Below are 13,815 nucleotides of genomic sequence, written 5' to 3' on the forward strand. Positions count from 1 at the left end.
GGGTGCGGGTGCGGGCAATTTGAGCCAGCATTAATACTGTTCAAATAGCCTCTAAGATATACACCGTTGCTGTAACAAGTTCATGTATTTAGAAATACACAAATGAATGTAAACTTAGAAGCTTTACTCATCCTTGAGTTAGTATTTTTGCTCGATCTATCTAATATGGAGTAGGAAAGGTGAATAGGTATCGTGGAAGAAACCAGTAAAATCGTCGATCGCTGATTAAAAAATTGCAAAAAATTACAACTTCTTAGCCAATGATGAGGACTTTTCATAAAAGCTTCTCGTTAGTTGAGCTTTCTTACTAATTCAAACATCTGCCAAAGGGTTGATTTTAGCAGGCTTGAGACCCACGGAAAACTAGGATTCTTTAACCGAATCTTAATTGCAGCTTATGTGCAAATCCTTAGAATTCTGTTAAGTTATACAACAATTGCAATTGCTGTTTAAGCTAAGGTAATCTCAATGGGTAACGTCCAAGCTACGTTCACAGCCACCGATACAGCTTTTCATGTTGAAGGCTACGAAAAGATCGATTTCAGTTTGCTTTATGTTGATGGTGTATTTCGCATCGGCAACGCTGAAATCGCAGACAGTTACAAGAAATTCGGACGCTGCCTGATGGTCATTGATGCTACTGTGTACGAGTTATACGGTACTCAAGTTCAGCAGTACTTTCAGCATTATGGAATTGATCTGACACCATTTCCAATCACGATTCGAGAAACAGACAAGACACTGCAAAGCTTCGAAAAAATTATCGATGCTTTTGCAGATTTTGGATTGGTAAGAAAGGAGCCTGTTCTGGTTGTAGGAGGTGGTCTAACAACCGATGTTGCTGGATTTGCCTGTTCTGCCTATCGTCGCCGCACCAACTACATTCGCATTCCCACCACATTAATCGGTCTAATTGATGCCAGTGTGGCTATTAAAGTAGCGGTCAATCATGGCAAGCTCAAGAATCGATTGGGGGCTTACCATGCCTCGCAGAAGGTTATTCTTGATTTCTCATTTCTGAAAACATTGCCGATCGATCAAATTCGCAATGGCATGGCCGAATTGATCAAAATTGCAGTGGTTGCCAACGCTGACATCTTCAACTTGTTAGAGCAACACGGTGAAGCACTATTGCGGACTCACTTTGGATATGTAGATGGCTCGCCAGAACTGCAACAGGTAGCCCATGATGTCACTTACAATGCCATTAAAACCATGCTGGAACTGGAAGTTCCTAACCTGCATGAGTTGGACTTGGATCGTGTCATCGCCTACGGTCATACCTGGAGTCCTACGCTAGAGCTTGCACCTGAGATTCCTATGTTTCACGGCCATGGCGTCAATATTGATATGGCTTTTTCTGCCACAATTGCAGAACGGCGTGGATACATCAGTGAGACCGATCGCGATCGAATTTTGGGATTGATGAGTCGTTTGGGATTAGCCATTGACAGTTCGTATCTCACCAGTGAGTTGCTTTGGAAAGCCACCGAATCGATTACCCGTACTCGCGATGGTCTACAACGAGCCGCTGTCCCTCGTCCGATCGGTCAATGTTTCTTCATGAATGACTTAACCCGTGAAGAACTTGCGACTGCTTTAGAAGCTCATAAGTACCTATGTAGTCACTATCCTCGTCACGGAGAGGGAATTGACATGTACATGCAAGTCGAGCAGCAACCCGATTCGTTACTGATGGGAGTGGCTTAATGACCAACCCAGCTAGACCTGTGACACCATTGGGCATCTTAGCTGCCAAGTTAGAACACATTGTTCAGCAAGCTCAGTCCACCTCCCTTTCAGCGCCTCTGAAGCAGGCGATCGAAGAGGCGTACCATTTGGCTAGTGGACTTGATCCCTACCTCGATCGCTGTACCACACCTGAATCAGCAGCATTGGCAGCGTTAGCGCAGAAAACCCAGCAGGAAGACTGGAGCAGACGCTTCTCTGATGGGGAAACTGTTCGTCAGCTTGAGCAAGAGATGCTGTCCGGGCATTTGGAGGGACAAGTCCTGAAAATGCTGATTCACATGACTAAGGCCAAGCACGTTTTAGAAGTTGGTATGTTCACTGGCTATTCAGCTTTAGCGATGGCAGAAGCCTTGCCAGAAGACGGGACACTGATTGCCTGCGAAGTTGATCCCTATGTTGCTGCATTTGCGCAGCAGTGTTTTCAGTCCTCCCCTCATGGCAATAAGATCAAGGTTGCGATCGGCCCTGCGCTAGAAACGATGCAGCAGCTAGCCGACGCAAGGGAAACCTTTGATTTGGTGTTTGTTGATGCCGATAAAAAGGAATATGTAGACTACTTCAAATTGCTTCTAGACAGTAGTTTGCTCACTCCAAATGGTTTTATCGTTGTTGATAACACCTTATTTCAAGGACAGCCCTATCTCTCCAACACACATCGCACTGCGAATGGTGAAGCGATCGCCCACTTTAACCAACTTGTGACGGCCGATCCGCGTGTGGAGCAAGTTCTTTTGCCAGTGCGGGATGGTGTTACAATCATTCGACGCATTTAGTTTCGTTGTTCCAAGAATAGTGCAATTTAGCTATAGGGACATTCCTGCTAGTGTCCCCTAGCTTTTCACGCGTGTTTCTTTAGTTGAATTGAGCCTTTGTTATGATACAATCCACCTCTATTCCAGTCAATTTTGTTCAATCCAAGTTACTAGCCATCGGTAAAACAATCGGCGCTCTACTATTGCTTACAGTTATTTTGCCGATTTCATTTTTGGTTGTCTTGATTTCGCTCGTGGTCAGTTCGCTATTCAACCCTTTTCGACAATCGTCTGTAACGGCCGAGCACCCCAAAACAATATTACTGACGGGTGGTAAGATGACGAAAGCGTTGCAGCTAGCTCGATCGTTTAGGTCTGCCGGACATCGTGTCATCTTAGTAGAAACACCAAAATATTGGTTATCTGGTCATCGATTTTCCAAGGCTGTCGATCGATTTTATACTGTTCCTGTGCCAGAAAAAGATCCAGAAGGGTACTGCAATGGTTTGTTAGATATTGTTCAGCGAGAAAAGGTAGATCTATTTATTCCTGTTTCTAGTCCAATTGCTAGTTATTATGATTCCTTGGCGAAATCGCTGTTATCCCCACATTGTGATGTAATGCATTTTGATGCGGAGATTACTAAGTTATTAGATAACAAATTTACTTTTTGTGAAAAGGCGCAATCGATCGGTTTGTCTACTCCCAAAGTGTTTCTGATCACCAATCCAAATCAAATTCTTGATTTTAATTTTGCGACAGATGGTAGCGAATATATTCTTAAAAGCATTCCCTATGATTCGATACATCGGCTAGATCTGATTAAATTGCCCTGTTCCCAAATGGCAGAGCGTGTCAAGAGTTTACCAATTACTCCTGAAAAACCGTGGGTAATGCAGGAGTTTGTTCGCGGACAAGAATACTGTACCCATAGTACGGTTCGTAATGGGGTAATTCGTCTCCATGGTTGTTCCAAATCTTCTGCGTTTCAAGTGAATTATGAACATGTGGAGAACCCTGCTATCTATGCCTGGGTAAAGCAGTTTGTCCAAGAATTGAATTTAACTGGACAAATTTCGTTCGATTTTATTCAACGATCGGATGGCACCGTATTTCCGATTGAGTGTAATCCACGTATTCACTCCGCCATCACCATGTTTCATGATCATCCTAGTGTAGCTGATGCTTATCTCACTCCCGCTACTGCTGCAAATCAGCCGCCGATCGAGCCACTGCCCGACAGTAAACCGACGTATTGGCTGTACCATGAGCTTTGGCGTCTAACCGAAGTTCGATCGTTTAAGCAATTAAAGTCCTGGATTAGGAATATTACACAGGGCACAGATGCTATTTTTCGACCTAATGACCCATTGCCGTTCCTTGCGGTGCACCATTGGCAAATTCCGCTACTGCTATTGGGTAATTTGCGCAAACTCAAGGGCTGGATTCGCATTGATTTTAATATTGGCAAGCTGGTTGAACTAGGTGGTGATTAATGACTGGGGTGGGGTTGCTTCCCTAGATCAAAAATGGCTTCAGGTAAGGCAGAAAATCTCTGGGCTGACGATCGAACAACTCTTTGAAGGACTGATGTATGTCAGCAGTCCAGCCGATTCACTAAGCAGATTGTAGACGCTTAGGGAACAACCAGCACCGGACAAGGCGAAAGATTGATGACACGATTGGTGACACTATCGGAAGCGCCTTCTTCAGTGAGTCCTAGCCCACGACAGCCCATCACGATCAAATTGGCGTCGATCTCATCAGCTACATCGCAAATCACAAAAGCTGGAATTCCTTCTCGTTCAATCACTTCAGCTTCAATCCCTTGGTCTCGGAAGACAGCTTTGGCGGTTTCCAACAGTTTGGCGATCGCCTCTGGAGATGCCATTTCTCGATCGGCAGCAGAAGTGGCGTCTGTGGCGTTGGCAGTTTCAACAACCGAGATAATTACTAAGCGGCTTTGGTAGGTTTTCACCACATTTGCAACTGTATCAACCGCTTCACGGGCTTCACGGCTACCATCGATCGGAAATAAAACAGTCTTAAACATAGTCTGCCTCACTGGATCGAGCAATTATCTTAATAAGTGTCTTTTCATCTTTGTTATAGCTTAGTTATAGCCTACACCGTACTCGATTACTGGACACTCACAAAGGCTCGTTTTTGCAATTACAGCAACTGCTTGAGGTCGTTGCCCTTTTCGTAATGTTCAGTTTGTAACCCCTTGCCATAGGCCCTTTTATAGGTCCTAACAAACGTTTTATAGCATTTGTAGTTCCTCCTCGGAAAATTGGTATAAAATGCTTATCAAAAATTGGTGCAACTTAACGCGCTGAGAGCAAATTGCTGACTTCTGAAGTACTTGAACTAGGCACATGCCCTTCGACACTTTCTGACATGTTTGACCGGTTCATTGAGTTTGTCATGCTTCCCTCTATCTATTTATTTATCAGCCCTGAGAAGAACCTATTCCAATCGTTTGGACAGGGTTTGTGAGAACGCTGAACCCCTCGCCATGCCGTCAGTTGTTAGCCCTCCCCCTCAATCCCTCCCCGTGGTGAGAGCGAGCCATTGATTTGGCTCTCCTTCTCTAAAACGGGAAAAGGGGCTGGAGCATGAGGGCGGTTTGAGATACAAGTGTCCGGACTATTGCTATTCATTAAAAACTGATTGTGTAGTGCATCCCAAAAACTGGATACCTAAAGAGCCAGTTTCTGCGATGCACTACATGCTTTCAGGTGTTCCTCAACTTGGTTGCTCAGCATTTTGCAGACAGTATCTTGATGATTCAACTTGACCAAGCGGGTTGTGACAGGGCAAAGCGGTTGCAGATTCTCTCCAACATCATTTTGATGTTTCAACCGTCTCATTCACCCGAACGAATCCCATTGAGCAATGTTTGGCTGTATCTCAAGCGAGGACTCCGATGGAAGCTGCCTAATACCCTTGATGAGTTGCGCTTGCTGATGCGAGAGCGATTGCAAGAAATGACCCAAGCCGTGATTCGTTCAATCGTCGCTAGAGCCTCTATTCTTGAGGCATTATCTGTAGCCGGTCTTTAAGGAATTGGTATCATTCCTATTTGCGCGATCGCCTTAGCAACGCTCCCAAAGTGATGCCACACAGATAATCTCAAAGTAAATTAGCCTTTAATACTTACAAATAATATTGCTGTACCGTCCCCACCAGGATATGAAGCAGCCCAACGTTCCGCTTTACCCGCCGCAGATCACCTTTGCATCATAACCGATCAACTTTCGACGGTTGGTGTGCATGGGCGTTGTATACGGCATCCATTACGTCCTTCAACTCCTGATCGCTGAGCACTTTCGGAGTAACGATAGGATCACCAGATCCTAGAACAAAGAATGGTGTACGTTTATGGCTACCATCAAGGCGAGCTTTGAGCACCATTGCAATGATACGCAAGGTGCCAGATAGAAGTCCTATCGATTTTGGCTTATCTTCCCCGATCGCATATTTTGTATTTACGTGCATACGGACGGGACCAAACGCTCTGCTTAATAAATTTCGATCCGAACTCAAGCAGTTATCAATTAAACCAATGAATGGTGGATTGAGGTTTGGAGGAGTATTCCCGATCGGAGTATTACAACAAGCTGCATACCATCGTAGCAGTCCATTCGCAGTCAGACGCATACACCTCAGGTTTTCAATGCCTTCAGCAAATGTGACATTTGCAGGGATGGTCTGAATGATGCTAGTACCACCCCTTTCATCAAGTATTTCATTCTCTCGTTTTAGAAAACGGGCGAAGGCTTGGCAGTCAGCACAGTAGCATATACATCTATTTACATTGGCATTGCGGTTAAGTGTACCCTTGAGTTTGCCACAATTGCAGCGAATCGAGTGGGTCATAGTTTTTCATTCCTCTCCTTCGATAACTCGCTGTTGTTTGCAGTATAACGGTTCAGGTCAGCGATTGCCGATCCCTCCAACTCAGCACCAGCGGCTTCCTTCAATCCGCTGCACCACAATTGTTAGGCTGTGCTTATTCTCTAGTTTATGCTGAATATCGAAGCATCCAAACATAGACAACAGCCAAAGTGAGACGATTCCAATTGGGTTGATTGAGTGTGAATAGAATGCCTCCAGCTAACGCTGCCCAACCCACGGGGCCAAGGATAAACGCAATCGTTTGGCTCATGCCCATGTAAATTGCAAAAGGTAATGTAATTCCCATGGCGTTAGTCAGTCCACCCAGCATGGTGCTTGCTAACAGGTACACTCCAAAACCACTCATTCTTGCAACCGTCATCACACCGCCGCCTAGCAGCAAACTCTCAAGACGTGGATCATCGCTATCTCTTTGCATCTCCATGACAAGTTTTTGTCGCTGCTCTGGTGAAAGTTGCTCCAGCATATTCTGAAACAGCTTGGTTACGACAGCGGCTTCAATTTCTTGAGTTTCTAGGTCGCGCCACCGACGATCATTTAATGTGCTTGTCCAATCAATCTTGATGTGATCGGCAACGTCTGTTACTACCTGCTTCCAAGAATCGTTCCAGAAAAGTTGACCAATACTTCCAGCCCTGAGACAGCGTATATGATTGCAGAGAGTATCAGGAGCATCACCAAATGCAGATTCAGTCAGCTTTGCCAAGTTTTCTCGTTGTTCTTTTGTAGCTGATCTGACGATTTCGTCAAATTCTTTCATTGTTGCGATTTAGCTTTAATCGTAGGATGGTTTGCTATCAAATGAAACACTCTATTGTTTAAACTAGATCGCCCACTTGACTCGTATCTAAAAGCAACAAAAGCTTCATTCAAACATTACACAAATAACATTAAAGCATTGCCCTACGATATCTTAAACGACTGCATCTGGTGTGGATGGTTTAATCGGAATCGCACTTGAGTTAATGAATCCTGAACACCTCAAACATTGGTTTACTCATTGCTGCTACTGTACCTCATAAACCCCGAATCCGCTGTAATCTTTGTACCGTCCGCACCAACGCAGTGTTAGACCGCGCCGCCACTGCTACCTAGTTTTCTTTTGAGGATTTCTTCCATTGCTTTCAAGTCCTCATCAGTCTGAGGAAATGGGTAGATTGGACTATTGGGATTGCCCATTCTAATCAGCGCTTCAATAGCCTCGTCATCATCCCGATGAGCAAGAACGTAAGCTCTCAATTCTTGGCGAGACATTTTGTTAAAATCAGGCTTCGTCATCATTGAACCTCCATTGTCCACTTGAGAAAACCAAGATTTCCAGGCTCTCAGTTACACCAGCAAGAATGAACACCGTCTTGGTATTGGAGTTATACCGAAACACATGAATGGGCTGATACCCATCTGAGAGCATTTGGCACACTCTGACGCAGGCAAAAGCCTGTTCTGCTGTAGGCATATACTCACATCTACATGATAGCGAGTAATACCATACCGTAAAAGATGTACGGTCTTGAAGATTAAGCTCAGTAAATATATCGTTAGTCGTCCTTTTTTGTTAGATTAATGGTTGTGCAACTGTGATGATCCATTCTTCCAGAAAACGTTTCTAAGTTCTCATCGAATTCGCCGTGAAACCCAAAGGCTGTCCAGAACGGAGCAGGTTGCTCCCTCCATGTTCCCCGTGGGAAGTTGATAAGACGAGAAGTAGGATTGAAATCTCCTTGATATCGTGCGCTTCCACTACGTCCGTCATATCTTTCAACCCCACGAGGAATATCTGAATTTTCTCGCGGAGGATATAGAACAAAGTCAGCGATAACTTTATTTCCAGTTTGAGCCATAGCAACAGTCACGCCAGTGATACGTTTTGAACAAATGTATTTGCCTTCCCATTCACCTGATATCGTTGGTTCTGGTTTTGGTGTTTGTATTGGTGTTGGTGGAGGTGTTTGAATTGTTTCTTGAGGTGTAGGCAATCTAGCAGTTTCGGTAGGACTACTGGGTAGTGTAGTAGGATTTTGGCTTCGCTGCGGATCAAAACGTGCATCCTGATTGAAGTAAGCAGATATAACACTGCTAGCAACAGGGAAAAAAAGATATGTAAGAAAGCCCATGCAAATCGCTGCAAGGATTTTCTTGAAGGATGAACGATCGGGTTTGTCACTCATGAACTATATGCCGATAGCCTTAAAGTGCTAGTGCAAAAGGTCTGCACAGAGCCAACTAACGGCTCTAAAGAATCTATTGACTGTGAGTCGGTGTTCCTAGAAAACTGGGATATGCAAGCATCTACTTGCAACAACCACTATTTCTTCCAAATATCAGAGCAAAAATAGCGACAATGATGCTAATAATCCATTGAATGATGTCTGTATCAGGACCTACTGACACCATAACTGAACCATTAGATTCGACGACTCGATTCTTTGAGGATGTGTATGTAATATTACATTCTTTAAATCTTTGCCTAGCAAGAAGAGTTGCTTCAACCAGGCTCTTGTCTGCAAGAGTTTTCTTTACATACTCTGAACAAGAGTCGCCGCCGTATACAATTCGGTGGGAGCAGGAATAACCTTTCCTTGGTGAAAGATGATGTTGATAACCACCGATAATTGCTACTGCAACCGAGCGTAGTAAACTGTCAAGCAATGATAGCAAGTTAAAGGGCATCCTTTGTGTAGGAAAACATAAGCTGGTCTTTTTTGATTTAGTCGCTTTAAAGCGCGGTAGACGATTGCTTCGACTCTCTGTGGAGTAGTCTGAACTATTAATAAATCTCGTCATATCTCTCATACTTCAAAGCACTACTCCAATAATCTTTGTCAAAAAATCTGTACAGAACATCAACGTAACCTCATACAGAATTGCAGTCTAACAATCCATTTTGTTGAAGGTACAAGGTTTATTTATGAACAACCGGAAAAATTACTGTTAATTTACAGGTTTTACTGAAACTTTACACACTTGGTAATTGCACCCCACCATTAAACTTCCGATTGCGCCCAAGCAGATAACTCAGGCGGTCTAACGGCTCAAATCAGCGGCGGCCGATAACCTTAAACTTAATACCAGCAACTTTCGTCCGTCCGCTGCCACGCAGGGTTAGCTGGCTGGCAGCCACCCTACTTCAAGCTTGACACGGATCACCTGCTGGAGGGTGTAATCCGGTTTGTATCCAAAATCGTCTGGTTGCTCGAATAGAATCTTCCTCTGGATAACGAGTATCATTCAAATCAAGCCGCAGGCAAGTTGCGCGACCAATGGGTGTCGTTCCTCCTATGACAACGCCCTTATCTTGCCAAACAAAATGCTCTGCCCATTTTTGTTTGCGAGGATTAAAAATGGGAACAATTTCTTGGGTCTCTGGATCGATACCAGCCACAAAATTGTAACGCCTCTCGTTGCAACGACGACACGCCAGCGCAAGATTGTCGAGTGCGTCGGAACCCCCCAAAGATTTTGGGATGACATGATCAACCGTAAACCGATTAGCACTCAACCGTTCTGGAGAGTGACAATACTCGCAAATATAGTTAGCACGCTCTCGAATAGCCTGCCTGACTTCATCACTGATTGGCATGTTGAGCAGCAAGCATCGCGTTGATATGCGTAAAAATACGATCTAGCTCTCCAATCGCATCTAATTCAGCAACTTCATCAGGCGTGAGTTGATCAGCTTTTTTCTTTTCTAGAAGGGTTTCCATTCGCAGTTGAAGAGACTCACTAAATTTGAATAAATCCCAGTTGCCAACTTTCTCGATCCGGATCTCATGAATTAAAGAAGATGGTTTATTGAGGGTTGTAACCATTTAGACCTCATTGAATTAAATTTTTGCAAACCAAGCTGTATCAACTTCTACTGACTCAATCATTGTGATCTTGACACCAAGTCCCAGTTCTTTCAAGCGTTGGACTAGCTGCTCGCCATCAATCAAGTCAATCGGGGGTGCACCATCTCTGGTTGCCTCCTTAATTGCATCTCTGGTAAAGGTACCGGTTGTGATCAATAATCCCTTGTCAGTGCGCCCTTGCATAGCTCCCCGAAAATCTCGAATTTGCCCCGCCGTTACTGCTCCTTGGTAACGCTTACATTGGAAAAGAACATGGAAACTCAAAAAACCGTTGATGCGAGCAATACCGACTCCATCAATGCCACCGTCGCCAGATTTTCCAGTAACTTGAACTTGGATAAAACCAGATTCACGCAGTAGGCGTTGTGCCAAACGCTCAAATGCAGATGGTTCAAGCTCTAGAAGCATTTTATGTAACTGCTGATGCCATGCGAGTTCTTCCAAGGTTTCGATTGCTTCAACTGTCTCGGTCATTGGATCTGAAGGAACAACCTTGCTCTTGTCTGTATCTCGAACAGTTTTGACAATTTCTTTGGGATCTAAGCCATCAGGATTGATAGTGGTTGACAATAACGACCATACTCCTCGTGCCGAATTCTGCAAAAGTCCGTATTTCTTCAAATAGGTACGGCTCCATGCAAGACGGTACTCAACTTCACTTTGTGAGCTACTTCCATGTGGGATTTCAAGCACTTCATCTGGCAACTTGAGAATTTGTGCCACTCGGTCATAAATCTCCTCAGTTGTACCAGACCCACCCAGAATTTGTAGAGCCTGAATTGTGGGTATAAGCATTGCATCAAATGTTGGTACTGAGGAGGCAGATCGCTTCATACAGACAAGTTGATTTACAAAAGGGCTACCTTGTCAAATATAAACCGCTACTTAAGGTGTGGAGCCCCGCGATCTCTCAAACTGTTATCTTAGAGGGTGTTTGAGAAGCCAGGAAGGTCGTAAAAAAGCTCACTCAGTGTAGGCTGCGAATAGCAAATATCTACAGCCCTGAGTGAGTCAGATGAGTAAAGCATATCCCAGTAACCTAACCCGCGCCCAATATGAGGTTTTGAGTGAATTAATTCCAGCAGCAAAGCCAGGTGGTCGTCCTCGCAGCGTTGACCTGTGGGAGGTGCTCAATGCCATGCTCTATGTTCTGGTTGAAGGCTGTCGTTGGCGTTCTTTACCTGGTGATTTCCCAGCCTGGCAGACGGTGTACACGTACTTCCGCAACTGGCGATTGGACGGCACCTGGATTTCCATTCATGACCAGTTGCACCAGTGGGTTCGCATCGATGCGCAACGCTATCCTAGTCCATCAGAAGCGATCATCGATAGCCAAAGCATCAAGAGTGCAGCAGGAGTTCATCAACAAGTTGGCTTTGATGGAGGCAAGCTGATTACAGGACGCAAACGATTTTTAACGGTGGATACGTTAGGACTGGTTTTGCGGGTGTTTGTGAGTGCGGCAAACCTGGGGGAACGCGAAGGGGGCAAACGTGTCCTCAAACGAGTCAAACGGATGAAGAAAAAGGTTTCACGCTTAATCACCATTTGGGTAGACGGCGGGTTCGATGGCGCCCCTTTTCTGATGTGGGTGATGGATGTTTGTCGTTGGATTGTGCAAGTTGTACTGCGACCTGAGCAAACCAAAGGCTTTAGCTTGCTCAAAAAGAGGTGGGTGGTAGAACGAACTTTTGGTTGGCTAATGGGATGCAGACGGTTGGTCAGAGACTATGAATTATTACCAGAGACATCAGAAACCTTGATCTACCTTGCCATGATTCGGATTATGGTGAGGCGGTTGGCATAAATTTGACACCTCAAATCTTTTCAAACACCCTCTAAGAAGCTAATTCTGTGAATGGTTCCATACCCACCGTAATTTCTACATACTTGCTTTGTCAGCCGTGCAAAGTCAGGAAAAGGTCAGGGAAAAGTCATATGCACTCACACGCAGAACCGAAGAACCGCCTCACCCCAAATTTAAAGGGCTAACGTTTCGGGTCAGCGGTTGCCGGGGTCTTCGTAACCCACCCAAGCGGCTTCGGTCAATCCGCTGCACCCGAATTGTTATATCGCTGTTGCTACTTTGTCTTGGCGTTCTCTAGCTAGAGTTTTTCGATAGTCTGTTGCTTCAGCAATTTTGGTAAAGGTCACTTCAGATTTACAAATCTTGAGTTCTTGATCTATTTCTCGCACAACTCTAACTATCTCGTCTAATGAAACTCGAAAGAACTCCTTCCTCTCATTCTCCTTGTTCATTCTTCTGCTATTGAAACGCTTGTGTAAACGAGCTTCGAGTTCTGGAGCATTCTCGCAAAAGATCATAGCGTGAACATCAAATGGAAAGGGAACAGAAGCATCACCTAGTTCTTTAACTCGATCCATTGGTTCAAGGCGGCGCGTCATACCAATTTTATAAACATCTTCGCCAAACGAGCCAATGTTTGAAATGATGTAGACGTGTCCAGATTTTGTCAATTGAGCTTGAGATATAGCCCTTTCTTTATTTGCTTCAGCCTCTGCGAGTCGCTTCTGCAACTCCTCGATTTGACTAAGAAGTTTCTCTTGAGCCTTACCTGTAGCCGACTCTACGTCTCTACGAGCTTTTTCCAAAGCTTCCTGATAACGACGTTCTTCCTTCTCAGCATCTTGTCGAGCTTTTTCAAGTTCGCGTAATGCTTTCTCTTCTTCGCGCATTTGTTCGCGAATAATGCGCTGTTCTTCCTGCTCTTGATATTTTCTTTCTTGGTATTCGTGGGTTAACCAAAGCTCTTGGAGTTTTAAGTCTAAGTAGCGTGAAGTAATCTCGCAGTGTGTAGTTTGAGAGAGCTTATTTAGATCATCATAAGTCTTTCTGATGCGATTTTCCATTGTCTGAACATTGTTGTATTTAACCTTTACAACGGAAGCATCACATTCGCCATTAAAAGCACGAAGAACTAGTTTTAGAAAATTATCAGTCATTTTCTTACCTTCTTTCGCGCTCCCACCAACTGACCACTCCGTATGGCAGACAGCAGCTTGCTTATCCTTAATCATCTGCTTTTGTTGAGCGCGAATTTTGTCTAAGCGTTGCTTGTACTCTTCAGCCTCTTGAAAATCATATTTGGACTCGTAAAATCCAAAAGCTTCGACAATCTCTTGCTCTTCAAGTCCTTTCAGTTTTGCTCTGAGTACTGAAATCTTAGTAGATAGTTCCTGCTCCTCTACTTGTGACTGCTTATCGAGTTGCTTAAGCCGATTCGTCAGAACGGTAATTTTCGTGTCTAGTTCTCTTGCAGTATCTTCCCTAGAGATGAGTCCTCCATACTTCCGATCGGCTTCTTGTAACCGCTTGTCTGCTTCCTTCAACCTCTCCTGAGCTATTGCATAATCATTTTTTCGCTGTTGCAATTGCTTAATCACTAAAGCAAGTGCAGTGGCTAACCCGATGGATAAGAGAAATAGTAAGTATGTCATGGAAGCAAGCCGAAATCACCTGTTATAGATTGCCCGAATCAGCACCCATACGTACTAGAAAATCAAACTTTTACTCAACC

The 13,815-nt window shown here is 44.4% G+C and carries 16 protein-coding genes; 5 read left to right on the forward strand and 11 right to left on the reverse strand.

Annotated elements, in window-relative coordinates; all coding sequences use genetic code 11:
• Positions 1 to 468: 468 nt before the first annotated feature.
• The 3 genes from OXH18_RS18240 to OXH18_RS18250 all read left to right on the forward strand — a co-directional run bounded on the left by OXH18_RS18240 (position 469) and on the right by OXH18_RS18250 (position 4,000).
• The gene (locus OXH18_RS18240) at positions 469 to 1,710 is read left to right on the forward strand and encodes a sedoheptulose 7-phosphate cyclase (protein ID WP_268608677.1); all 1,242 of its coding nucleotides are present in this window, start codon (positions 469 to 471) and stop codon (positions 1,708 to 1,710) included.
• Positions 1,710 to 2,525: an O-methyltransferase gene (locus OXH18_RS18245; protein ID WP_268608679.1), complete on the forward strand. Its 816-nt coding sequence runs from the start codon at positions 1,710 to 1,712 to the stop codon at positions 2,523 to 2,525. The genes OXH18_RS18240 and OXH18_RS18245 overlap by 1 nt, the downstream gene beginning before the upstream one ends.
• A 101-nt stretch (positions 2,526 to 2,626) precedes the next feature.
• Entirely contained in the window at positions 2,627 to 4,000 is a 1,374-nt protein-coding gene (locus OXH18_RS18250; protein WP_268608681.1) for an ATP-grasp domain-containing protein, read from the forward strand.
• Positions 4,001 to 4,140: 140 nt separating this feature from the next.
• On the opposite strand, the gene OXH18_RS18255 is transcribed toward OXH18_RS18250, so the two are convergent.
• The gene (locus OXH18_RS18255) at positions 4,141 to 4,557 is read right to left on the reverse strand and encodes a universal stress protein (protein WP_268608683.1); all 417 of its coding nucleotides are present in this window, start codon (positions 4,555 to 4,557) and stop codon (positions 4,141 to 4,143) included.
• Between the two features lie 700 nt (positions 4,558 to 5,257).
• Between OXH18_RS18255 and OXH18_RS18260 the strand changes: the two genes are divergently transcribed.
• Positions 5,258 to 5,569, forward strand: coding sequence for a hypothetical protein (locus OXH18_RS18260; protein ID WP_268608685.1), 312 nt, complete (start codon positions 5,258 to 5,260; stop codon positions 5,567 to 5,569).
• A 178-nt stretch (positions 5,570 to 5,747) separates the two neighbouring features.
• Here OXH18_RS18260 and OXH18_RS18265 read toward each other — a convergent pair whose 3' ends face one another.
• From OXH18_RS18265 to OXH18_RS18295, 9 genes are all read right to left on the reverse strand, one after another.
• Positions 5,748 to 6,386 carry a DUF6151 family protein gene (locus tag OXH18_RS18265; RefSeq protein ID WP_268608687.1) on the reverse strand — a complete coding sequence of 213 codons (639 nt, stop codon included), beginning with the start codon at positions 6,384 to 6,386 and terminating at the stop codon, positions 5,748 to 5,750.
• A gap of 145 nt (positions 6,387 to 6,531) precedes the next feature.
• The gene (locus tag OXH18_RS18270) at positions 6,532 to 7,185 is read right to left on the reverse strand and encodes a hypothetical protein (protein ID WP_268608689.1); all 654 of its coding nucleotides are present in this window, start codon (positions 7,183 to 7,185) and stop codon (positions 6,532 to 6,534) included.
• 308 nt (positions 7,186 to 7,493) lie between these two features.
• Positions 7,494 to 7,706, reverse strand: coding sequence for a DUF6887 family protein (locus OXH18_RS18275; protein WP_268608691.1), 213 nt, complete (start codon positions 7,704 to 7,706; stop codon positions 7,494 to 7,496).
• Complete coding sequence (locus OXH18_RS25565) at positions 7,690 to 7,881, reverse strand: DUF6888 family protein (RefSeq protein WP_390904336.1); 192 nt, start codon at positions 7,879 to 7,881, stop codon at positions 7,690 to 7,692. Before OXH18_RS25565 ends, OXH18_RS18275 begins: the two co-directional genes overlap by 17 nt.
• Positions 7,882 to 7,963: 82 nt before the next feature.
• Positions 7,964 to 8,593 carry a hypothetical protein gene (locus tag OXH18_RS18280; RefSeq protein ID WP_268608693.1) on the reverse strand — a complete coding sequence of 210 codons (630 nt, stop codon included), beginning with the start codon at positions 8,591 to 8,593 and terminating at the stop codon, positions 7,964 to 7,966.
• A 121-nt stretch (positions 8,594 to 8,714) separates the two neighbouring features.
• Positions 8,715 to 9,218: a membrane protein insertion efficiency factor YidD gene (gene yidD, locus OXH18_RS25375; protein WP_315874603.1), complete on the reverse strand. Its 504-nt coding sequence runs from the start codon at positions 9,216 to 9,218 to the stop codon at positions 8,715 to 8,717.
• A 334-nt stretch (positions 9,219 to 9,552) separates the two neighbouring features.
• A complete protein-coding gene (locus OXH18_RS18285; RefSeq protein WP_233745964.1) occupies positions 9,553 to 10,005 on the reverse strand; it encodes an HNH endonuclease in 453 nt (150 codons plus the stop codon).
• Positions 9,992 to 10,234: a hypothetical protein gene (locus OXH18_RS18290; RefSeq protein WP_233745962.1), complete on the reverse strand. Its 243-nt coding sequence runs from the start codon at positions 10,232 to 10,234 to the stop codon at positions 9,992 to 9,994. The genes OXH18_RS18285 and OXH18_RS18290 overlap by 14 nt, the downstream gene beginning before the upstream one ends.
• 15 nt (positions 10,235 to 10,249) lie before the next feature.
• Positions 10,250 to 11,110, reverse strand: a complete 861-nt coding sequence (locus OXH18_RS18295) for a restriction endonuclease (RefSeq protein ID WP_315874604.1) — start codon at positions 11,108 to 11,110, stop codon at positions 10,250 to 10,252.
• A 181-nt stretch (positions 11,111 to 11,291) separates the two neighbouring features.
• Between OXH18_RS18295 and OXH18_RS18300 the strand changes: the two genes are divergently transcribed.
• Positions 11,292 to 12,083, forward strand: a complete 792-nt coding sequence (locus OXH18_RS18300; RefSeq protein ID WP_268607476.1) for an IS5 family transposase — start codon at positions 11,292 to 11,294, stop codon at positions 12,081 to 12,083.
• Between the two features lie 260 nt (positions 12,084 to 12,343).
• On the opposite strand, the gene OXH18_RS18305 is transcribed toward OXH18_RS18300, so the two are convergent.
• Positions 12,344 to 13,735, reverse strand: a complete 1,392-nt coding sequence (locus OXH18_RS18305; protein WP_268608701.1) for a DUF4041 domain-containing protein — start codon at positions 13,733 to 13,735, stop codon at positions 12,344 to 12,346.
• Positions 13,736 to 13,815: the final 80 nt, after the last annotated feature.

It is taken from the genome of Thermocoleostomius sinensis A174 (assembly GCF_026802175.1).
GTDB lineage: Bacteria > Cyanobacteriota > Cyanobacteriia > Elainellales > Elainellaceae > Thermocoleostomius > Thermocoleostomius sinensis.

Bases quoted from the DNA above. Each gene is read 5' to 3' on its own strand.
- OXH18_RS18240 (WP_268608677.1), top strand. From the start codon at position 469: ATGGGTAACGTCCAAGCTACGTTCACAGCCACCGATACAGCTTTTCAT.
- OXH18_RS18245 (WP_268608679.1), top strand. From the start codon at position 1,710: ATGACCAACCCAGCTAGACCTGTGACACCATTGGGCATCTTAGCTGCC.
- OXH18_RS18250 (WP_268608681.1), top strand. From the start codon at position 2,627: ATGATACAATCCACCTCTATTCCAGTCAATTTTGTTCAATCCAAGTTA.
- OXH18_RS18255 (WP_268608683.1), bottom strand. From the start codon at position 4,557: ATGTTTAAGACTGTTTTATTTCCGATCGATGGTAGCCGTGAAGCCCGT.
- OXH18_RS18265 (WP_268608687.1), bottom strand. From the start codon at position 6,386: ATGACCCACTCGATTCGCTGCAATTGTGGCAAACTCAAGGGTACACTT.
- OXH18_RS18270 (WP_268608689.1), bottom strand. From the start codon at position 7,185: ATGAAAGAATTTGACGAAATCGTCAGATCAGCTACAAAAGAACAACGA.
- OXH18_RS18275 (WP_268608691.1), bottom strand. From the start codon at position 7,706: ATGATGACGAAGCCTGATTTTAACAAAATGTCTCGCCAAGAATTGAGA.
- OXH18_RS25565 (WP_390904336.1), bottom strand. From the start codon at position 7,881: ATGCCTACAGCAGAACAGGCTTTTGCCTGCGTCAGAGTGTGCCAAATG.
- OXH18_RS18280 (WP_268608693.1), bottom strand. From the start codon at position 8,593: ATGAGTGACAAACCCGATCGTTCATCCTTCAAGAAAATCCTTGCAGCG.
- yidD (WP_315874603.1), bottom strand. From the start codon at position 9,218: ATGAGAGATATGACGAGATTTATTAATAGTTCAGACTACTCCACAGAG.
- OXH18_RS18285 (WP_233745964.1), bottom strand. From the start codon at position 10,005: ATGCCAATCAGTGATGAAGTCAGGCAGGCTATTCGAGAGCGTGCTAAC.
- OXH18_RS18290 (WP_233745962.1), bottom strand. From the start codon at position 10,234: ATGGTTACAACCCTCAATAAACCATCTTCTTTAATTCATGAGATCCGG.
- OXH18_RS18295 (WP_315874604.1), bottom strand. From the start codon at position 11,110: ATGAAGCGATCTGCCTCCTCAGTACCAACATTTGATGCAATGCTTATA.
- OXH18_RS18300 (WP_268607476.1), top strand. From the start codon at position 11,292: ATGAGTAAAGCATATCCCAGTAACCTAACCCGCGCCCAATATGAGGTT.
- OXH18_RS18305 (WP_268608701.1), bottom strand. From the start codon at position 13,735: ATGACATACTTACTATTTCTCTTATCCATCGGGTTAGCCACTGCACTT.